This window comes from Streptococcus sp. 1055 (genome assembly GCF_013276815.1).
GTDB classification, from domain to species: domain Bacteria; phylum Bacillota; class Bacilli; order Lactobacillales; family Streptococcaceae; genus Streptococcus; species Streptococcus pseudopneumoniae.
The window spans coordinates 1-20,120 of sequence record NZ_VMLT01000007.1 but is presented as its reverse complement, the minus strand read 5'-3'; the positions used below and the strand labels follow the sequence as shown (position 1 = coordinate 20,120).

The window sequence follows — 20,120 nt, the reverse complement described above, 5'->3', positions numbered from 1 at the left end:
AGTTGTTCGATGATACGATCAAGGAAACCAAGCTCTACCATGGCATGGTCAGTAACGATCATGACACGTTCAACGTCACGACATTTTTGAAGGTATTGAATTGAATCACGTTCAAAGTATGTTTTTGAAGGAAGTTTCATCCATTGCATGTTATTTCTCCGTCTTCCGACTTTTTTGATATTCAAGAGGTTAATGGCACTAACGTTATCCCCAACTGAGTTGCGTCCGTAAGAACCACATCCAAGTGTCAATGATGGCAAGAAGGCATTGTAAACATCCCCGATACCACCGAAAGTAGAAGGTGAGTTACAGATAACACGAATAGCTTTAACAGCTTTACCAAATTCTTTAGTCAATTCTTCGTCAGCTGTGTGGATGGCTGCTGAGTGTCCAAGACCGTTAAATTCAACCATTTGACGAGCCTTAGTAATACCATCTTCACGGCTTTCAGATTTCAAAACTGCGATAACTGGTGACAATTTTTCACGAGTCAATGGCTCATTTTCACCAACTTCTTTACATTCTGCAGCAAGAATATTTGTTCCTTCTGGAACTGTAAATCCTGCTTGTTCTGCAATCCAAGTTGCTGGTTTACCAACGATGTCAGCGTTCAATTTTGCACCAGCACAGTTTTTGCTGTTTGCTTTCACACCGAAGCAGAACTCTTCAAGAAGTGCTTTTTCTTTTTTGTTTACAAAGTAAGTATGATATGATTTGAACTCTGCTACAAATTCATCGTAAATTTCTTTGTCAATGATAACCGCTTGCTCTGAGGCACAAACCATACCGTTGTCAAATGATTTAGACATGACGATATCGTGCGCAGCTTGGCGGATGTTAGCTGATTTTTCAACATAAGCTGGAACGTTTCCGGCACCTACCCCAAGAGCTGGTTTACCACATGAGTAAGCCGCTTTAACCATGGCATTACCACCTGTTGCAAGGATTGTCGCAACACCTTCGTGGTTCATAAGGGCACTTGTTGCTTCCATAGATGGTTCAGTGATCCATTGCACACAGTTTTCAGGAGCACCAGCTGCGATAGCTGCATCGCGGACGATGCGAGCTGCATGAGCTGATGATTCTTGTGCTGATGGGTGGAAGGCAAAGACGATTGGGTTACGTGTCTTCAATGAAATCAATGATTTGAAAATAGCTGTTGAAGTTGGGTTGGTTGTTGGAGTGAGACCACAAATTACACCAACAGGTTCAGCAATCTTCGTCAACCCTGTAATTGGATCATCTTCGATAACTCCAACTGTTTTAACTCCACGCATGTTGTTTACTACGTGTTCACAGGCAAACAAGTTCTTAGTTGCTTTATCTTCAAATACACCACGTCCTGTTTCTTCAAAGGCATGTAAAGCCAATTCTCCGTGGGCATCCAAAGCTGCTACTGATGCTTTGGCAACGATGTAGTCAACTTGCTCTTGATCCAATTTACGCATTTCTTCAAGGGCAACTAGAGCTTTTTGAACCAACTCATCTACGTGTTTTTCAGCAACGAGTTTCTTTTCCTCTGGTGTCACAGTTTTTTTATCAGCCATATTTTCCTCCATAGCTTTCAAGGATCGATATCCTTTGTTAATTTTTTCACAAGTTTATTATAACGTATTATTTCAACTTTGTAAACAGTTTCATAAACATTTCACAAAGAATTTTTAAACTCTTGTGAAACTTTTCTCATTTTCTTTTCTTATCAGGTTTTATCTTTGAAGTTTGTGAAATTTATTTCAAATATTTTTTATTTCACAAACTTGCTTGGAAGAGAGATTTGGAAAGAAAGGGATTTACAGGTAAGCGCTTACCTTGTAATTCTAATAATACCTCCTTTGATAAGGAGGCTTTATTTTTGTTGAAAAACGCCTTGTTTAAAAGTTCCTTCATAAACGACTTCTTGTTCTGTTGTTAGTTTCCCTTTTCCTTCAGCCTGACCATTTACAAAATCACCTTCGTAGGTCCAGCCTTCTTTAGATTGAAAGGTACCTTTTCCGTTGAAGGCTCCATTGTTGAAGCCACCTGTATATTGGTCTCCATTTTGGAAGGTAATGGTACCTTGACCATTCATTTTACCACGGACAAGACTGCCATCATAAACAATCGTTCCATTATCGAGTTTTAAGACACCTTTTCCTGGAATATTTAGAAAAAAGACGAGTACAGCACAGAAAACAATGGTAACTACTGCCAAAAGCTCTAATCGTGGACGAGTCAGATAGACACGATACTTTTCGTAAAAATTCGTAAGATTTTCCACCTTAACTCTCCTTTTCTAAACGTTCTAACCAAGCTTGACAGCCCTCTTGAACACGTCGATAGGTTTCTTCAAAATCTCCTGTATACCAAGGGTCTGGAACACTTTCAGATGAAAATGAGTAAATCTTATCTTGACAGTCTACTGGACACATCTGACGTAAGTCAGAAATATTTGAAGCGTCCATTCCGATAATATAATCAAAGGCTTCAAAATCTTCCTTACTAATCTGAAGCGATGTCTTGTTCTTGTCATAAGGAATCTCATACTCTTGAAAAATTCCCTGAGTCCCCTTATGAATCGGATTGCCATGTTCCCAAGAGGAAGTTGCTCGACTTTGGATTTCGTAGTTATCTGTCATTGATTTCATAACAAACTCGGCCATAGGGCTACGGCAAATATTTCCCAGACAGACAAAGACTAATTTTTTCATCCCATTTCCTTTCTTTTATAGAAAAACGGGAGTTCGTGATCCCGTCTTATTTTTCAATTGCGCCTTCTAGTGAAGCTGTTTCTTTCAGCGGTAATACTGTCTTGATAGCAGCTAGTTCAAAAGTCAAGTAAACTCCATCTACGTCAAGAACTATTGTTCCCTTCTCCGTATCTACTTCATCGACTGTTCCATACAGTCCACCGATTGTAATCACTTCATAGCCTTTTTGTAGTTTATTTAAGCTTTCCATACGCTTTTGAGCTTGTTTCTTTTGAGAACGTTGCATAAAGAACATCAAGGCCATCATACCTACAAGCATGATTAAAAAAGTAATATTTGGATTCATTGTTTTCTCCTTTGTCTTTTACATAGGACTACTATATCAAATTTCAGCTACTTTTACAAGATTGTACCTTGCTTTTCTAGTAAGAATCAAATCTATTTTCAATCCTCTTTTATTTTAATATTACTAAACACTCCAACTAAAATATTTACAAATATAAATGTGCCTACAACCCAATATATGTACTCAGTCGTTAGATATTGCCGATCCAAACCATCCTTTAAATGTAATAGTATAATTGTTTGGTTAATAATCAAAAAGGTTGGCCAGAAACTTTTTTTAAAAAAAATAGATACTTTCATTTTGTTACCGCTTTCTTTTTCTGTGTTTTTAGTGTATAATTAAATTAAAAAAAAATCAAATAAAAAGGAGAAATTATTATGTATAAACATTTCAAGTATTTTTGTCTTCTAGCTACAATTTGCTTATGTGTTGTAGTTGTTTCACCACTATCTGTTTTAGCAAATAATGATCTATACACAACACAAACTGAGGATAATTCGGACTCCACACAGATAAACATCATAAACGATACCGTTCTTGAAATTATTTATAGTGATGGTAAAAAAGATGTCATTGAAAAACGTCCAGATGGTGTTTACTTGAATGGTCAATTTTTTAGTGAATATGAGCTCAATTCAATTGGCAACTCAGTAACTTTTCGTTCAATAGATCCAAAAGCTTGGCATTATGTCTCAACCGTCAGAGGAAATGTACTGGAAAATTCTTTTAGAGATAATTTGATGAATTTGGGGTTAAGTGCATTCTTTGCACAATTAGGAGCTATTATTGGTGGTCCTTGGACTTGGATAATTGGCGCAGCATTTTCCGGTATAAGCGTCTATCAATCCTGGCTTCAATCAAATAACCCTTATCCGTACTACATCACTACCACTTATATAAATGCGCATCAACGGAAATGGAAATTTATTACTAAGTTTTATAAAAACTCTGACTATTCAGGCTATGTCAAGACTGAAACCACCTACGTTAATTTTTAATAAATTAATCTAACATCTCTTTTATGTCCTATAGAAAATGGTGGAACGGAATTCGTTCCACCATTTTTATAAGCAATCATCTACTATTGAATTCCTTAAAACTTTTAATTTCATTATTTCAAGTTATTCACAAATTCTACAAGATTTTCTACAGTAAAGCCATATTCTGCCAATACTTTTGGTGCTGGGGCAGAGGCTCCGAAGGTATCAATACCAAGAACAGCACCATCTAGACCAACATATTTGTACCAGTTTTGACTTGCACCCATTTCGACTGCAACACGACGGCGGACTGCATTTGGAAGAATTTCTTCCTTGTAAGCTGCATCTTGTTTATCAAAGACATCTGTAGATGGCATGCTGACTACGCGGACTTTTGCGCCTTGACTAGCCAATTCTTTGGCAGCTGAGACAGCTAGATTGACCTCTGAACCTGTCGCAATCAAGATGGTATCAAAGTCGACTGTATTTTCATAGACAACATAAGCACCTTTAGCAACCTTGCCGAAGTCTGTCCCTTCTTCAACAGTCAAGTTTTGACGTGTCAAGACAAGGGCAGTTGGTGTGTTTTCGCTTGTCACTGCAAGGTACCAAGCTGCTTGCGTTTCACGCGCATCTGCTGGGCGGAAAACATTTAGATTTGGCATGGCACGAAGACCTGCCAAGTGCTCAACTGGTTCGTGCGTTGGACCGTCTTCCCCAACTGCGATTGAATCGTGGGTAAAGACATAAGTCACAGGAAGTCCTTGCAGGGCTGACAAGCGGACTGCTGCCTTCACATAGTCAGAGAAGACGAAGAAAGTTCCACCGTATACACGAAGTCCACCGTGAAGAGCCATCCCGTTCAAGATCGTTCCCATGGCAAATTCACGAACACCAAACTGAATGTTACGGTTCAAGCGATTAGCATCGTCTTGAAGTCCATCTGTTTTAATGTAAGTCATGTTTGAGTGAGCTAGGTCAGCTGATCCACCCAAGAAAGTTGGCAATTTAGCAGCTACAACGTTCAAGGCATCTTGGCTCGAGTTACGAGTTGCTTGAGAGAAGCCATTTTCTAAGGCTGGGAAGTCTGCTGGAGTCACTTCAACTGGCTCACGTCCATCGATGATAGCTTCTACTTCTGCAGCCAATTCTGGATGCGCTTCTTTGTAATCTGCGACTAATTTAGTCCAAGCTTGATAAGCTGATGCGCCACGGTCTACAACATGTTCTTTGAAATCAGCATATACTTGTTCTGGAATTTCAAATGGTTCATAGTCCCAACCGAGGGCTTGACGAGTTGCTGCAGTTTCATCTGCTCCAAGAGGAGCACCGTGTACAGCATTAGTTCCCTGTTTGTTTGGAGAACCGTATCCAATAACCGTCTTCACTTCAATCAAAGATGGTTTACCTGAAGCTTTAGCTACTTCGATAGCAGCATGGATTGCTTCTAAATCTGTTCCATCTTCAACCAAGGCAGTATGCCAACCATAGGCATTGTAACGGTCACGAACACTTTCTGTGAAGGAATCTTTTGTCTCACCATCCAAGTTGATGTCATTTGAATCATAAAGAACAACCAACTTATCAAGTTTTTGCAGACCTGCGTATGAAGCCGCCTCGCTTGAGACACCTTCCATCAAGTCTCCGTCTCCACAGATAACGTAAGTATAGTGGTCAAAGATATTGTAGCCTTCGCGGTTATATTTGGCTGCCAAGAAACGTTCTGCTTGGGCAAAACCAGTGGCAGTTGAAATCCCTTGCCCTAGAGGACCTGTCGTAGCATCAATCCCTGCTGTATGGCCAAATTCTGGGTGACCTGGTGTTTTTGAACCCCATTGACGGAAGCTCTTGATCTCATCCATACTAACATCTTCAAAGCCAGAAAGGTGAAGAAGGGCATAAAGAAGCATTGAACCATGACCAGCTGAAAGAATAAAGCGGTCACGGTTGATCCAGTTTGGTTGAGCTGGATTGATACGAAGTTGTTTTGTAAAGAGGCTATATGCCATCGGAGCTGCTCCCATAACCACACCTGGGTGACCTGAGTTGGCTTTGTTGATAGCGTCAATACCTAGGAAACGAATTGCATTAACAGATAGATTTGACATAGAATTTCCTTTCTATTTGAGGTGATTATTGAATCACACATTCTATTCTACTATTATATGAAAATTATCCGTATCATGCAACATACGGATAACCTCCAAAGAATATTTTTATATTATAGCAAAGCTTTAAATTGAATGTTAGAGTCTTGTTCAAAACAATCGTCAAAACCACGTGGATGATGGTATTCTACTAAGTGTTGATCTTGAGGATAAGTATACTTACCGCCAACTTCCCAGATAAATGGATGGAAATCGTATTGCAAGCGATCTTTTCGCATTTTCCAAAGTTCTAGAATCTCATTAGTAGAAGCCATGAAGTTAGACCAGATATCATAGTGAACTGGGATAATGACTTTGGTACGCAGATTTTCTGCCATACGAAGAAGGTCGATAGATGTCATTTTGTCTTGGATACCTACCGGATTTTCACCATAGTTATTCAAAGCAACATCAATTTTAAAGTCTTTACCATGTTTTGCAAAATAGTTTGAGAAGTGAGAATCTGCACCATGATAGATGGTTCCACCTGGTGTTTCAAAGATATAGTTAACAGCCTTTTGAGCCATTTCTTCATCTGTAACAGCCAAGCCAGCAAGTTCACCGTCTGTCTCATCAGCACCGTTCACTGGGAGAGTTACCAAGCAAGTACGGTCAAATGATTCTACTGCATGAATCTTCATATCTTTTAATTCGATAGTGTCACCTGGCTTCACAACGATGATACGTTCTTTTGGAACACCCCATCCTTCCCAGATTCGTCCACAGTGGTAAGGACCGATAAACTTAACATGCTCTAACTTAGGATTGTTGAGAATTGCTGCAGCTGTGTATGGGTCGATATGATCACTGTGGAAGTGTGAAACTAAGTAATAGTCTAGTTCATTGATAGCAAATGGATCGATAACCATTGGCTGAACACGCAAGTTTGGTTGCAACTTACGAACACCTGCCATATTTGCCATTTGGTGCCCACGAACCATATCTTTCACTTTTTTAGTTGATTTTCCACGGTTTGACCAAAGGTCCATGACAACGTTAGCACCAGCTGGTGTCTTAATCCAAGTACCACAGTTGCCTAGCCACCACATGGCAAAGTTGCCTTCAGGTACGACTTCTTCTTCGATTTCTTCGTTCAACCATGTTCCCCACTCTGGGAAAGTGGCTAAAATCCATGACTCTCTTGTAATTTCTTTGACGTTTGGCATATGTTGCCTCCTTTGGATATAATTGTTATCTTTGAGATTAGTATACCACCCTTCAAAACACTAAAAAAGACCAAGAAAAACACAGGTTTGTGTTCATCATTGGACTGTCCTTCAAATATCTTCCAAAAAAGCTTGAACTACTATTTCTTGATTTATAAGTGTTTGAACCTCTTCTTGGAACTTACTAGCCAACTTGCTGTCTACAATATAAGACGAAATAAGACTAGAAAGATTTTCACTGAAACTTTTGCTCTCATTACGAAATATATTGTGTTTAAGATAGTCTAGCATTTTCAAAATATCTTCTGCTTCAAGGATAGGATTAACCCTTAAAATCGGAAATCTGCTATCCAAATCATCATTAGTAGTAATCACTACATCAACTTGTGCAATATCTTCCACACTCTTAAATTGTTCTGTTGTAAATACAGTGCCAATTTGCTCATTTGGAAAATAAAGTTTGCATTGTTTCAGCAAAAGTCTCGAAACCGCAACACCTTCATCACAAACGAGATAAACTTTTTTCATATTTTTTTGAGACGATGGTGTATACTTCAAAAATCCTCCAATATGAATCGTCAAATAGGCAATATCATCGTCTGTTAGCCGAATAAACCATGCTCCTTCTAAAATTTCCGCAGATTTTCTAGTGACTAAAAATAATTCTTCATACTTGAATCGAATTTGTTTTGTTAGAGGATTTTTAGAAAAAATACCGTAAGTCTTTCTAAATAACAAGGCTTTACAGTGGATCATCAAATTTCGTAACAAATCATCCTTGTTCTCAATCTCCATTCGGATTTGTGATTCAAAATACCAGATAAATTCTTCTAAAGCAAGTTTTAATTGCCGAAAATCATCACTTTCTGCATGAATATCCAAATCTTTACGATAGGAGAGTAGGAGAACAGCTACAAGAGAAACTTCAAGTCCTGACAAAGAAATTTCAAACTTTTGAAACAACCGTTCTCCTAACTTCTTAGACACCTGATACTCTATTCTTTTTCTTATCAAAGAAAATTCTTTCTCTATATCCTGATGTCTTTCTTGATACTGTTCAACATTATGACAGCTTAACAGCAAATAAGGTAGAACCTGCAACATAAAAGTTATTTCATGATGGTTTATTTTCTTCCCTAAATCTTGTTCAACTAAAGGAACCTGTTCCTTAAAAAATTGGTTCATTTCAACAGAAAGCAAACACTCATCATCTAACCTCTCTTTCATCTTATCTTCTAAAATAGATACAAAAGTGGCATTTTCTTCCATAAAAATATGATATAGAAGCGATTGAAGATACTGAATTTTATTAAGAGGGTGGGCATGAAGGTGGTATCCCTGTGACTTGCTCACTTGCAAGGTCACCTGATATTGTTCCAAAGTTAGTTGATAACGAATACTATTCAAATCATTGAGAACAGTATTCCTAGATACCTCTGTTAACTCTATCAATTTTTCAATCGTAATACGTTCTTTAGAAATACCTATCCATAATAACATTATCATCATACGTTCATGCGCACTCATGATATAATCGTACGAATCTACTTCCGATAATAGTTTACAACAAGCATCTCTCTGCTCTTCCGTTAAGTGAATACCAATTCGTGGAATACTAATGATGTGAAGCGCCTCGTCACCCAGAGCAGCATTGATTTTGTCAATGTGATAATAAATTTTCCTTCTTGACTCTTTCAAATCTTTCGAAATCGCCATAATCGTTTTGGACGTTTCTTGATCCATCAAATATTGAAGCAAATCACAACTTGCCTTATCCAGTACCATATTAAAAAATCCCCCAAATCTATTGATATCACAGCAATTCTTTTTATTTTACCATATATATATAAAGCGCTATTTCTAAAAAATCTTTCAAAATTACTTCAACTCCAACTTTACTCTCAATAAAAATCAAATGTAAAAAGAGGAGCTAAATTTATCTTTTTCTCCTCCTTCATCGTTCTTACTTTTGACCATAATAAGCATTTGGTCCATGTTTACGTTGGTAGTGCTTTTCTAGTATGTACTGGGGAGCAGGTCCAACTCTTGGATTGATTTGTTCTGTAAAGCGATTCATCTTTGATACTTCCTCTAGTACGACAGAGTGATAAACAGCATTCTCTGGATTTTTGCCCCAGGTGAATGGACCGTGATTGCGTACAACAATTCCTGGTACTTCAACCGGGTTAAGTCCGCGATGTTCAAACTCTTCTACGATAACCAGGCCAGTATCTTTTTCATAGGTCACTTCTACTTCGTCCTTGGTCAAACTACGGGCGCAAGGGATTGAACCGTAGAAATAATCTGCATGGGTTGTTCCGTAGAAAGGAATATCACGACCTGCCTGAGCCCAACCAACAGCTTCTGTCGAATGGGTGTGAACCACACTACCAATTTCTGACCAAGCCTTATATAATTGCACATGAGTTGGGAGGTCGGAAGATGGTCTTAAATCCCCTTCTAGGATCTTACCATCTAGATCAGTCACTACCATGTTTTCAGGTGTCAATTCGTCATAATCCACGCCTGATGGTTTGATAACAATGACACCGAGTTCGCGATTGACTTCAGATACATTCCCCCAGGTAAATTTGACAAGTCCATGTTTTGGCAATGATTGATTGGCATCACAGACTCGTTTACGCATAGCATCGATTACTTGATTCATCTTACATCAAACCTGCTTTCTTAATGAGTGGATAGAGAAAAGCTTGCGCCTCTTGAATGGCTGCGCGTGTTTCTTCTACTGTTTCACAATTTTCAGACCACATTTCGATTAGGAAAGGTCCATTATAATTGGTTTGTTTTAAAATATCGAAAGCTTCTTCCCATTTGACACAACCTTGCCCAAAAGGTACATCTCGGAACTGCCCCTTTGAACTTTCTGTCACTGCATAAGTATCCTTGAGATGGAGAGCTGCGATGGCATGATGACCAAGATAAAACTCACTATAGATATCATTATGCCATGCAGACACATTACCAATATCTGGATATACAAAGAGGAAGGGAGAGTCAATCTCTTTTTCTATAGCCAAATATTTTTCGATGCTATTGATGAAAGGATCATCCATAATTTCAATAGCAAGTACCACCTGAGCTTCTTCAGCCCAGTCACAGGCTTTTCTCAAATTTTTGATAAAACGTTGGCGTGTCTGGGGTGACTTTTCCTCATAGTAAACATCGTAACCAGCTAATTGAATCGTACGAACTCCCAAGTCTTGAGCTAATTCGATACATTTTTTCATGAGTTCTAGAGATTTTTCCTCTAGAACTGGATCTTTTGAACCCAATGGGTAGCGACGATGGCCTGAAAAACAGATAGAAGGAATACGAACACCAGTTCCATAGATTGCTTTGACAACTTCCAAGCGTTCTTCCTTACTCCAGTCAAGTCTTGCTAAACGCTCGTCACGTTCGTCAATAGACATCTCGACAAAATCAAAGCCTAACTCCTTGGCAAAATTTAAACGTTCTAGCCAAGTAAAGTGTGTCGGGGTTGCCTTCTCATAAATTCCAATCGGACGTGCCATGGTTTACCCCCAAATTCGTTTGATTTCATCCTTGAAGGCACGCGCTGCTCCTGCTGGATCCGCAGCCTCCGTAATTCCACGACCTGCGATAAAGGTAAAGACATCAACGCCTTCAAAGAGTTTGAGAGTATCTACATCTAGACCACCGGTTACAGAAACTCGGAAGCCCATGTCAATGAGTTTTTTAACCTTATTAAGGTCTTTTTCACCCCAAGTTTCACCAGCAAGAAGAGCATCACGAGATTGGTGATAAATAGCTTGTGAAATACCTGCATCTAGCCAAAGCTGAGCTTGTTCAAAAGTCCAATCGCCATAAAGCTCGATCTGGATTTCGCCTCGTTCTCCTCGTTCAGTCTTGATAGCCTTTAGAGCTGCTTCCATAGTAGGGATGGTTGCACAACAGATACAAGTCATCCAGTCTGCTCCACGAACCGCATTATTTTTAGCAACTGTTCCACCAGCATCAGCACATTTTGTGTCTGCCACAATAATCTTATCTGGGAAAAGGCTACGCAAGACTTCAGCCAGTTCACTTCCAACTTGAAGCAAGCAAACAGTTCCAGCTTCGATAATATCTACTTCCTGACCAACAGAAACAGCTGCTTTAATCGCTCCTTGCAAGTCTGAATAGTCTAATGCAACTTGTAAATTAGGTATTCTTTTTGTCATTTCTTTATTCCTCTTTCTAACTTTCCAAATCCAATCCTTCGAGATAAGGGCTATCCTTAGATTCTTCAATCATAGCCAAGACATCTTCTTTAGTCTGGCAAGCCTGTAAACGTGCAATAGAATCTTCTAATTCAAACAGGACAATAATTTGTGGAATGGCTACACTTGTGTGAATTTTTGAGCTTGTTGCTGCTAGTGCCAACAAAACAGATACCTCTTTCCCATCTGAAAATACAACAGGATTTTGTAAGGTAATCAATGAAAAGGCATCACTTTGCACACCAGCTTCAGGTCTAGCGTGGGGCATAGCCATACCTGGCATCAAGATATAGTAAGGCCCATACTCTTCAGTCGATTCAATGATAGCATCGTAATACTCTGGCAAAATTGCCCCACTTTCAATCAAGGGATCTACTGCTACCTTGACTGCTTCTTTCCAATCGTTAGCCTCTAAACCTAGTCGGATCGAGTCGTTGTCAATTAAAGCTTGTTTTAAATTCATATCTGCCTCCTTTATTTAAAGAGGGAGAAGGACAGAAACGATAACTCTCAGTTTCTGTCCAGCCCCCTCCAACCTTTTACTGTAGTGCTTGACTGAGTTTTTCGGTGATTTCTTTATCATCCATCAAGTTATCAAGCCCAATTAACTTCCCATTAGTTCGCCCTTCCAATTCTTGAATCAAATGAAGAGAAGCGATTACGATGTCATATCCTACTGCTAAACCTTTAGCTTCACCGACACTGCATGAATTGACTGTAAAATCTGTTTGATTAAGCTTACGGAGAGCATTTTCAACCTTCATCTTGATAACCATTGATGAACCCATTCCATTTCCGCACGCTGCTAATACTTTAACCATTTTATTTCTCCTTTTCTAGATACTAAGCTTCTTCTTGAACTTCACCGTTGTAATATTTCTCTTTATCTTTTGCTTTGGCAAATTGAAGTTGAGGAATAACAAGCAAGAAGAGACACACAAGTACATAACCAACAATAGCAAGGTATTTGAAGATATATCCAAATCCAAGCCATGGGAATTCAAAGTCGATATTTCCATGGTAGCCACCATAAGATGCCAAATCGAGAAGGGCCACACAAAGAGCTCCTAGAGCAACTTGAAGGACACCTGATATAAAGGAAAGGATAACAGCCGCTTTCCATCCGCCGCGTTTATCAGCGTAGACCGCAATGGCTGCATTGTCAAAGAACACTGGTACAAATCCTGTAATAATAAGAATCGGATTTTTAAAGACGATGAGCAAGACAATTGTAATCAATTGACCAATCAAACCAAAGGTAAATCCTGACAAGACAGCATTTGGAGAACCAAATCCATAAGAAGCTGCAACGTCAACCGCTGGGAATGAACCTGGCAACAATTTGTTTGAAATACCTTGGAAGGCGTTTGTCAACTCAGATACGAACATTCGGACACCTTGCATCAAAACGAACAAGTAAACTGAGAAGGTAAAGGCTGTTTGGATAATGTACATAAAGAAATCTTGTTTAGCAGGATTGAATAGAGTTCCTGAAGTGATGACTTCTTTATTAGACATAATGTCTGGACCCAAGATTAAAAGAATGGCTCCGAAGAATACGAGCATCAAGGTAGCAGATGCAACAACTGTATCGTGGAAGATTGAGAGGAACTTAGGTAATTTAAGATTGTCTAAACTTTCTTCTTTCTTACCAAAGCGTCCTGCTACTTTATCTACAAACCAGATTGCAAATTGCTGTTGGTGACCAATCTCAAATCCGCCACCACCAGTCAAACGTTGAGTTGCCTCAACAGTCATATTTGAACTAACTGCCCAGTAAAGTCCACAGATGATACCAATCGCTGCTGTACCGTAAGCATTGCGCAATTGTGGTACTAAGAATAGAACCATAAGAGATACTGTTGCAGCTTGTTGTACCATGATGTGACCAGTAATAAAGAGGGTTCTTACCTTCGTAATCTTTCGAAGAGCTACGAGCAAGATATTTATTCCGAAACCAATCAATAGAGCTGTAGTTGCAGTTCCAACAAAATCTGGAAACTCTGCTGCAATTTTGTTGTTTGCTGCAGCAAGTCCAAAGTAAGGGTCGATAACCGCTGCACCAATTTGGAATTTGTAGTTAAGGGCTGCTAAGATTGGACGGAAGGTTGTAACCAAACCGCCAGCACCCACGTTAAGCAACATATACCCTACTGTTGCTTTAACAAACCCTGAGAAAACGTCATGGGCAGGTTTTTTCAAAAGTGCGTATCCTATCAACACCAATAAACCTACGAAAAATGCGGGATTCTGCAAAATATTGCTAGAAAACCAATTTAGAACACTTGAAACGACTTCCATAATTGTTCTCCTTTTGAATTGTTTTTGTAAGTTTATTATATAATGCGAAAGCGCAAACAAAAAGACCAAGAATTACACAGCGGACTGTTCACTCTTGGACTGTATGATTTATGATGTTTTACAAATTATCTTATTTTCTCGTAGCTAGATAATAGGGAAGAATTTTAGAATAAGACTTCAATAAGCCTTCTACGATTTCTTCTTCAGACGAATTTTCTGTCATAGGAACATCTACCTTCACTAAAACTTTTCGAACTTCTTGACTTCTCACCTTCTCGCGTAAAGTACGATGCTTTTCTTCATTCGCCTCCCACCGTTGACTTTGCCCATCAGAGTAGGCTAGATAATAAATTCCTTTAACGGTTGGAATTTCTAAAACTTTGGCCTGCTTGCCCAGTGTTTGCTCATCCTTCTTACGTTCGATGAAACTGACTTCCAAAGAAATTCCAAAGTCAGTAGATGTCCCATACAAACGTAAGGCCATCATAGGTTCTGTCACTTGTCCGTCTCTCTGTAGATAAACCCAAAAATGTGGTCTCAAACGCTAGGCCTGATTCATCCACTGACTAGTCTGTTGGAGTTGCCATTCTGGATGGCTTGCTTGAAATGCTTTGGCCAGTTCTGTAAAAGCCTTTCGGGCCTCTTGCCCTTTGTGGCGGAATACCAGCATCTTCTCTCGCTCTGCTCCCGCTTTATCAGGATTACGGTACTGCAAACCAGCAAAGTCTAAATAGTCTCTTATCTTATTCAACATCCGTTTCATCTCCTCTAGCTAGCAAAAAATCAGGTCAACCCTGATTTTACTTATTCTGTATCTACAACGACATAGCGATTGGGCTCGTCACCCTCAGAGTAACTAGTCACACCATCCATACGTGAAATAATACGATGGATAATCTTGCGTTCGCTATTTGACATTGGATCTGTTTGATGACTGCGCCCTTCTTCTAAAACACGAGTCGCCAATTTTTGCGCATAGGTCTGCAAGACTTCTGCACGGTGTTCAACATAATCATTGACATTGATTGTAATATAGAAGGTTCTTGAATAGCTATTATAAAGATAATTTTGAGCCAACAGTTGCAAGGACTTCAAGACTTTACCATGGTAACCGATAATACGACCTGGTTCGTTGGTGTTAATTTGTAGATTGATGCTACGACGGTTATAGTCATTTGAAATCGTCGCCTCAACATCCATGTCATCAATAATCGTTTGAACATAAGTCGTTACTTCCGTAGCTACTTGTTCAATATCAAAGCTTGGTCCAACTTTCAAGCCCATCTCTGTCAGGTCTTGATTTTCAGTCTGGTCTTGCTCAGTTTCAAGGTCATCAGCGCCCGCTTCTTCCCTCATCGCTTCCTCGATTTGAAGTTCATTTAAAATCTCAATGTGACCAGTTTCTTCTAAGATAGTGCTGGCATGTCTTTCATGTTTTAAGATTTCAGCCTTGACTTCATCAGAAATACCTTGACCTTCTTCCTCAATCTTTTTAATTGCCTCTACAACATGACCCAAATCAACGGTCGCTTCACTAACTGTTTTAACAGGCTCATTCAAATCATTGATTTGTTTTGGAACTCCCTTTACAGCTTGTTGATTTGCTTTGACAACAGTCGTTTCACTAATCGCTTCAATATGCACTTGGGCTGGTTTTTTACCAAATAAACCAAGAAACCCTTTTTTCTCACGAGAAATGACTTTAATATGTGCCTTCTTCCTTGGAATATCTAATTCCTTCAATCCTTTCTGGATTGCTTCTTCAACAGTTGAACCTGTAAATACTACCATTACCAGATTCCTCCTTATTATTTCGTTTTCTGAGCCTTTTTCTTGGCTTTTCTTTTTCTATTTTCCAAATCTTTCTGTGCCTGTACTACAGCCTCGCGCTCTGCGATAATCTTGAATGGATTGTTCAAGAAATAGGTTTGCAAGACTTGGTAAGCATTGGACACTGTCCAGTATAGGGCAACTCCACCTGGCGCATAAACTGCAAAGATAAAAATCAAGACTGGAATCCCATACATCATCGCTGTCGTAGCTCCATTACGCTCAGACAAGGCTTTGTTGGACAACCAAGTACTTAAAAAGGTGAATACTGCTGCTAAAATCGGAAGAACAAGGGTTGTATCTACACCACCAAGGTTAATCCATAAGAAATGACCTGTCTTTAAAAAGTCAACTCTTGATAGGGCTTGGAACAGGGCCAAAATAACCGGCATCTGAATCAAAATCGGCCAAAGAGAGTCTGACTGTCTGACACCCATTTCTTTAAATACTTTACGCATTTCCTTCTCTAGTTTGGTTCTGCTTTCCATATCTCGACCTGGATATTGTTCTCGAAGCGCCTTAATGCGTGGCTGAGCTTCCTGCATTTTCCTAGAAGCCACCATTTGCACCTGAAAGACTGGCAAGAGGACTGTACGAATCAAGACCGTAAAGAGAATAATCCCCACTCCGATACTAATATCAAACGATAAAAAGCGAATGATTTCCGCAAAGAAGTAAACAAATTTACTCCAAAAATCAGCCGAATTGGCTGTAATATCGCTAGTTGTCCCACTAGTCGCACAGGCTGTCATGATCAATAGAGACAGTCCTAGCAAACTAGTCAACTGTAGTTTCTTTTTCACTCCCATTTCCTTCCTGGTAAATCTTTGATAATTTTAATACGTGGAGTAGATTTCTCTCCATCTCTGCGTATCCCAAGGTTTCAACCCCTTTTCGAGCAATGACAACAAAGTCGACATCTTCTACCAGACTCCCTTTTGCATTCTGGATAACATGCCGAATCCGTCGCTTAATTTGATTTCTAGTGACGGCATTCCCCAGTTTTTTGCTAACTGATAGACCTACTCGAAAATGATTTTTCTGGTTTTCTAGTTGGTAGACGACAAATTTGCGATTGGCAAAACTTGTCCCCTCCTTGAAAATCGCCTTAAAATCTTTCTCTCTTTTTACACGAAAGTTTTTCTTCAAAACTCAACTCCATCTATTAAATTACTACTATTATACCATATTTTTCAAAAAAGCCAATCATAGCAAGGTTTTGCACAATTTCATCAGAAAAAGGAGCCGGAAAATCTCTTTCCCAACTCCTTGTATTGAATATTTTTTTAGTTTCACTTATTTTTTCAAGCGTTCAACATCACGGGCAATGACTAATTCTTCATCTGTTGGAATAACCAAGACACGGATCTTCGCTGCATCTGTTGAGATGTCTCCTGTCACACCAAAGATATTCTTTTCATCATCAACATCACAACCAAACCACGAAATTCCTGAGATTACATCATGACGGAAATTTTCTGCATTTTCACCAACACCTGCTGTGAAAACAATGGCATCTGCTCCATTTAGTACTGCAAGGTACTGACCGATATGTTTTTGAATACGGTCAACATACATTTCATAAGCCAAGCTAGCGTCGTGATTCCCTTCTGCTACAGCAGCTTCTATGTCACGCATATCGCTAGAATTAGCAGAAACTCCCAAAAGACCCGATTCACGATTAAGAACACTACTGATATCTTCTGGTGTATTAAAATCCTCTGTATATTGCATTAAATAAGGAATGATAGCTGGATCAATGTCCCCTGTACGCGTTCCCATCATAATACCACCCAGAGGAGTGAAGCCCATAGAAGTATCAACAGATTTGCCGGCTTGCACAGCTGTAATTGAGCCTCCGTTACCAATATGACAGGTAATCAACTTCAAGTCTTCTAATGGACGTCCCAAGAGTTTTGCAGCTTCTCCTGCTACAAACTGGTGACTTGTACCATGAGCACCGTATTTACGAACCTTGTTTTCTGTGTAATATTTTGTTGGTAGAGGGTAGCGATAAGCTTTCTCTGGCATACTTGCGTGGAAGGAAGTATCAAAAACAACTACACTGGTAATGTCTGGCAACAATTCCTTGAAGGCACGAACACCTGCTGCATTGGCTGGATTGTGGAGAGGAGCCAACAAACTCAACTCTTCAACTTTTTCTAAAACATCCCCCTCAACAACTGTTGATTCTTTGAAATATTCTCCACCCGCAACAACACGGTGTCCAACACCTGTAATCTCATCATAAGCCTTGATAATATCGAAACGAATCAAGTCATCCAATAAGATTTTAACAGCTTGTGTGTGATTTTCGATATCTAAAATTTGTTGTTCAGAACGGCCATCAAATTTTACAGTTGAAATTGAATCTTTCAAACCGATACGTTCAATCAAGCCTTTCGCCAATACTTTTTCTTCTGGCATTAAGTATAATTGCCATTTTAAACTTGAACTTCCTGCATTTATTGCGATTGTTTTTGTCATTATCAATTACCTCTTTTAAGCGTTTTCAACTATTATAACAAAATCTATTTTATATTTCAGTACCTTTGCTCCAATTTTGAAAATTTTCTTTGAATTTCATTAAAATGCTTGCATCTTGCAAGCTAGCAAGTGGATACACAAAAGGCTCTACTGCTATTTCATTTTTCTTCTGTAAGATAAAAATAGTCTTAGATTGGTTGACATTGGCAAAGAGATTTTCAGGCAGACTAATCATAGCAACCAGACTCGCCTCTTCTTTCAGCCACCCTTTTAACAAATCACTTTGAGGGCTGGTCAACAAATCACTCGGAGCTAGAAAAATAGCGTATCCGTCTAACTTGAGATACTTAAGCCCTTGTTCCATGAGCAAGTGATGGGCGTAAGTATATTCTTGGCTAGAAGCAACTTGATGACGCGACGCAACGGCATCATCAGGATAATAGCCGACCGGCAAGTCGCTGATGACCACATCGCTTTCTTTGAGCATTTGTGGACGAACGGCATCTCCTTGGACAAAGCCAGCCTGCAATCCGATCACGTCTGCCATGCTAGCTGCCAAATCAATCAGCAAATCATCCACTTCCATTCCCAAGTAATCCACCTTTTTATCAAGCGAGGTCAAGAAAGTAGCGCCCAGAATTCCCATGCCAGAACCCATTTCGAGGATAGTGATTTCTTCCTCTGTAAACAACTCTTCCACAATAAATACCAAAAGCAAGGCAATAGCATCTGGCGTAAACTGGTGATTAGCCTGCAGGGGCTCTGTCTGCCCAGCCTTCATCAAGAGAAACTGGTAGGTCTTGAGCCATTCTTCTTTGAGAAGCGCTAAGCGTTTAAGAGCCTGATTGTTCTCCTTGACCTGATTTAGCTCAGTCTCGCCATCCAGATAGATGCTATTTTGCTCCACTAAGGCGTCATAAAAGTTGGTCGCCAAATCATTTTGGATGACTTGGACATTCTCTAGTAAATAGGTATAAGCTTGTTCAATTTTTTCAAAATCCATATTCCTATCTTATCAAATTTCCCTTCTTTTTTCCATCCTTATAGAAAGTCCTATATGAAAGAGTATAAATGACAAGTTGGGCATCTAAATCTGACAGCAAAAGTTTCGTTGAATTTATTTCTATTGACCCTTGGTAGGGATGTTTATTACGACAAATGGTCATAGAAATATAACCGCCCATCCCTAGAGAAAAAACGAGGCATGAATTGACTTACTATTTTTACAGAGTTTTCCAAGTGTTATACTAAGTTTCCATTTATATCTTTTCCCATTTTCCCAACAAAATTTTAAAGAGTTTTTATTTATTAGACTTCCTGTGAAACAAAAATATGATACAATAAAATTATGAAGCAAGTAAACAACTAACTGATACACGATTTAAGCTCCTTGTTGCTGTTCAGCGCACGACTTTTGAAGAGATGTTAGCTGTATTGAAAACAGCTTATCAAGGTAAACACGCAAAAGGGGGACGAAAACCTAAACTAAGCCTAGAAGACCTTCTTATGGCGACTTCAATATGTGCGAAAATATCGAACTTATGAACAAATTGCGGCTGATTTTGCTATTCACGAAAGCAACTTAACCCATCGGAGTCAATGGGTTGAAGTAACTCTTGTTCAAAGTGGTTTTACGATTTCAAGAACTCCTCTCAGTTCTGAGGACACGGTAATGATTGATGCGACGGAAGTAAAAATCCATCGCCCTAAAAAACAATTAGCGAATGATTCTGGTAAAAAGAAATGCCACGCTATGAAGGCTCAAGCGATTGTCACAAGTCAAGGGAGAATTGTTTCTTTGGAGATCACTGTGAACTATTGTCATGATATGAAGTTGTTCAAAATGAGTCGCAGAAATATCGGACAAGCTGGTAAAATCTTGTCTGACAGTGCTTATCAAGGGCTCATGAAGCTATATCCTCAAGCGCAAACTCC

Annotated in this window: 20 protein-coding genes and 2 pseudogenes; 2 read left to right on the top strand and 20 right to left on the bottom strand. The window is 39.2% G+C overall.

Annotated elements, in window-relative coordinates; all coding sequences use genetic code 11:
• The 5 genes from HT699_RS00835 to HT699_RS00815 form a co-directional block, all read right to left on the bottom strand.
• Window positions 1–1,547, bottom strand: a 1,547-nt coding sequence (locus HT699_RS00835; protein WP_172934026.1) for an aldehyde dehydrogenase family protein, incomplete at its 3' end; no start/stop codon positions are given.
• Window positions 1,548–1,846: 299 nt separating this feature from the next.
• Window positions 1,847–2,257, bottom strand: coding sequence for an MORN repeat-containing protein (locus HT699_RS00830; protein ID WP_000429499.1), 411 nt, complete (start codon window positions 2,255–2,257; stop codon window positions 1,847–1,849).
• 1 nt (window position 2,258) lies between these two features.
• The gene (locus HT699_RS00825) at window positions 2,259–2,687 is read right to left on the bottom strand and encodes a low molecular weight protein-tyrosine-phosphatase (RefSeq protein ID WP_000737440.1); all 429 of its coding nucleotides are present in this window, start codon (window positions 2,685–2,687) and stop codon (window positions 2,259–2,261) included.
• Window positions 2,688–2,733: 46 nt separating this feature from the next.
• The gene (yajC, locus tag HT699_RS00820) at window positions 2,734–3,033 is read right to left on the bottom strand and encodes a preprotein translocase subunit YajC (RefSeq protein ID WP_001069051.1); all 300 of its coding nucleotides are present in this window, start codon (window positions 3,031–3,033) and stop codon (window positions 2,734–2,736) included.
• Window positions 3,034–3,131: 98 nt separating this feature from the next.
• Entirely contained in the window at window positions 3,132–3,332 is a 201-nt protein-coding gene (locus tag HT699_RS00815; RefSeq protein ID WP_119942046.1) for a hypothetical protein, read from the bottom strand.
• A gap of 78 nt (window positions 3,333–3,410) precedes the next feature.
• Here HT699_RS00815 and HT699_RS00810 point away from each other — a divergent pair, with 78 nt between their 5' ends.
• Window positions 3,411–4,031 carry a hypothetical protein gene (locus HT699_RS00810; protein ID WP_119942044.1) on the top strand — a complete coding sequence of 207 codons (621 nt, stop codon included), beginning with the start codon at window positions 3,411–3,413 and terminating at the stop codon, window positions 4,029–4,031.
• A 113-nt stretch (window positions 4,032–4,144) separates the two neighbouring features.
• Here the strand turns inward: HT699_RS00810 and tkt are convergent, their stop codons facing one another.
• The 15 genes and pseudogenes from tkt to HT699_RS00735 form a co-directional block, all read right to left on the bottom strand.
• A complete protein-coding gene (gene tkt / locus HT699_RS00805) occupies window positions 4,145–6,121 on the bottom strand; it encodes a transketolase (protein WP_172934025.1) in 1,977 nt (658 codons plus the stop codon).
• A 113-nt stretch (window positions 6,122–6,234) separates the two neighbouring features.
• Window positions 6,235–7,326, bottom strand: a complete 1,092-nt coding sequence (ulaG, locus tag HT699_RS00800; protein WP_119942040.1) for an L-ascorbate 6-phosphate lactonase — start codon at window positions 7,324–7,326, stop codon at window positions 6,235–6,237.
• A 111-nt stretch (window positions 7,327–7,437) separates the two neighbouring features.
• Entirely contained in the window at window positions 7,438–9,111 is a 1,674-nt protein-coding gene (locus HT699_RS00795; RefSeq protein ID WP_119942039.1) for a transcription antiterminator, read from the bottom strand.
• Between the two features lie 178 nt (window positions 9,112–9,289).
• On the bottom strand, window positions 9,290–9,994 hold the full coding sequence (locus HT699_RS00790; RefSeq protein ID WP_119942037.1) for an L-ribulose-5-phosphate 4-epimerase: 705 nt from the start codon (window positions 9,992–9,994) through the stop codon (window positions 9,290–9,292).
• Between the two features lies 1 nt (window position 9,995).
• Window positions 9,996–10,859 carry an L-ribulose-5-phosphate 3-epimerase gene (locus HT699_RS00785; RefSeq protein ID WP_172934024.1) on the bottom strand — a complete coding sequence of 288 codons (864 nt, stop codon included), beginning with the start codon at window positions 10,857–10,859 and terminating at the stop codon, window positions 9,996–9,998.
• A gap of 3 nt (window positions 10,860–10,862) precedes the next feature.
• Entirely contained in the window at window positions 10,863–11,528 is a 666-nt protein-coding gene (locus tag HT699_RS00780; protein ID WP_172934023.1) for a 3-keto-L-gulonate-6-phosphate decarboxylase UlaD, read from the bottom strand.
• Between the two features lie 16 nt (window positions 11,529–11,544).
• Window positions 11,545–12,030, bottom strand: coding sequence for a PTS sugar transporter subunit IIA (locus HT699_RS00775; RefSeq protein WP_172934022.1), 486 nt, complete (start codon window positions 12,028–12,030; stop codon window positions 11,545–11,547).
• 76 nt (window positions 12,031–12,106) lie between these two features.
• On the bottom strand, window positions 12,107–12,388 hold the full coding sequence (locus HT699_RS00770) for a PTS sugar transporter subunit IIB (protein ID WP_000241469.1): 282 nt from the start codon (window positions 12,386–12,388) through the stop codon (window positions 12,107–12,109).
• A 22-nt stretch (window positions 12,389–12,410) separates the two neighbouring features.
• Window positions 12,411–13,868, bottom strand: a complete 1,458-nt coding sequence (locus tag HT699_RS00765; protein WP_172934021.1) for a PTS ascorbate transporter subunit IIC — start codon at window positions 13,866–13,868, stop codon at window positions 12,411–12,413.
• Between the two features lie 130 nt (window positions 13,869–13,998).
• Window positions 13,999–14,622, bottom strand: a pseudogene (locus tag HT699_RS00760) (HI_0552 family protein).
• 50 nt (window positions 14,623–14,672) lie between these two features.
• The gene (gene jag / locus HT699_RS00755; protein WP_172934020.1) at window positions 14,673–15,659 is read right to left on the bottom strand and encodes an RNA-binding cell elongation regulator Jag/EloR; all 987 of its coding nucleotides are present in this window, start codon (window positions 15,657–15,659) and stop codon (window positions 14,673–14,675) included.
• 17 nt (window positions 15,660–15,676) lie between these two features.
• On the bottom strand, window positions 15,677–16,501 hold the full coding sequence (locus HT699_RS00750; protein ID WP_000728104.1) for a membrane protein insertase YidC: 825 nt from the start codon (window positions 16,499–16,501) through the stop codon (window positions 15,677–15,679).
• Window positions 16,476–16,847, bottom strand: a complete 372-nt coding sequence (gene rnpA / locus HT699_RS00745; RefSeq protein WP_000739252.1) for a ribonuclease P protein component — start codon at window positions 16,845–16,847, stop codon at window positions 16,476–16,478. The genes HT699_RS00750 and rnpA overlap by 26 nt, the downstream gene beginning before the upstream one ends.
• Window positions 16,848–16,994: 147 nt before the next feature.
• Window positions 16,995–18,185 (bottom strand): acetate kinase, encoded by a 1,191-nt coding sequence (locus HT699_RS00740; protein WP_000167760.1) that lies wholly within the window; start codon window positions 18,183–18,185, stop codon window positions 16,995–16,997.
• Between the two features lie 49 nt (window positions 18,186–18,234).
• Window positions 18,235–19,188, bottom strand: coding sequence for a class I SAM-dependent methyltransferase (locus HT699_RS00735; RefSeq protein WP_138699995.1), 954 nt, complete (start codon window positions 19,186–19,188; stop codon window positions 18,235–18,237).
• Between the two features lie 341 nt (window positions 19,189–19,529).
• On the opposite strand from HT699_RS00735, the pseudogene HT699_RS00730 reads away from it, so the two are divergent.
• A pseudogene (locus tag HT699_RS00730) lies at window positions 19,530–20,120 on the top strand (transposase family protein); the annotation flags it as partial.

Bases quoted from the DNA above. Each gene is read 5' to 3' on its own strand.
- HT699_RS00825 (WP_000737440.1), bottom strand. From the start codon at position 2,687: ATGAAAAAATTAGTCTTTGTCTGTCTGGGAAATATTTGCCGTAGCCCT.
- ulaG (WP_119942040.1), bottom strand. From the start codon at position 7,326: ATGCCAAACGTCAAAGAAATTACAAGAGAGTCATGGATTTTAGCCACT.
- HT699_RS00810 (WP_119942044.1), top strand. From the start codon at position 3,411: ATGTATAAACATTTCAAGTATTTTTGTCTTCTAGCTACAATTTGCTTA.
- HT699_RS00735 (WP_138699995.1), bottom strand. From the start codon at position 19,188: ATGGATTTTGAAAAAATTGAACAAGCTTATACCTATTTACTAGAGAAT.
- tkt (WP_172934025.1), bottom strand. From the start codon at position 6,121: ATGTCAAATCTATCTGTTAATGCAATTCGTTTCCTAGGTATTGACGCT.
- HT699_RS00795 (WP_119942039.1), bottom strand. From the start codon at position 9,111: ATGGTACTGGATAAGGCAAGTTGTGATTTGCTTCAATATTTGATGGAT.
- HT699_RS00740 (WP_000167760.1), bottom strand. From the start codon at position 18,185: ATGACAAAAACAATCGCAATAAATGCAGGAAGTTCAAGTTTAAAATGG.
- yajC (WP_001069051.1), bottom strand. From the start codon at position 3,033: ATGAATCCAAATATTACTTTTTTAATCATGCTTGTAGGTATGATGGCC.
- HT699_RS00785 (WP_172934024.1), bottom strand. From the start codon at position 10,859: ATGGCACGTCCGATTGGAATTTATGAGAAGGCAACCCCGACACACTTT.
- HT699_RS00770 (WP_000241469.1), bottom strand. From the start codon at position 12,388: ATGGTTAAAGTATTAGCAGCGTGCGGAAATGGAATGGGTTCATCAATG.
- HT699_RS00765 (WP_172934021.1), bottom strand. From the start codon at position 13,868: ATGGAAGTCGTTTCAAGTGTTCTAAATTGGTTTTCTAGCAATATTTTG.
- HT699_RS00780 (WP_172934023.1), bottom strand. From the start codon at position 11,528: ATGACAAAAAGAATACCTAATTTACAAGTTGCATTAGACTATTCAGAC.
- HT699_RS00790 (WP_119942037.1), bottom strand. From the start codon at position 9,994: ATGAATCAAGTAATCGATGCTATGCGTAAACGAGTCTGTGATGCCAAT.
- jag (WP_172934020.1), bottom strand. From the start codon at position 15,659: ATGGTAGTATTTACAGGTTCAACTGTTGAAGAAGCAATCCAGAAAGGA.
- HT699_RS00815 (WP_119942046.1), bottom strand. From the start codon at position 3,332: ATGAAAGTATCTATTTTTTTTAAAAAAAGTTTCTGGCCAACCTTTTTG.
- HT699_RS00775 (WP_172934022.1), bottom strand. From the start codon at position 12,030: ATGAATTTAAAACAAGCTTTAATTGACAACGACTCGATCCGACTAGGT.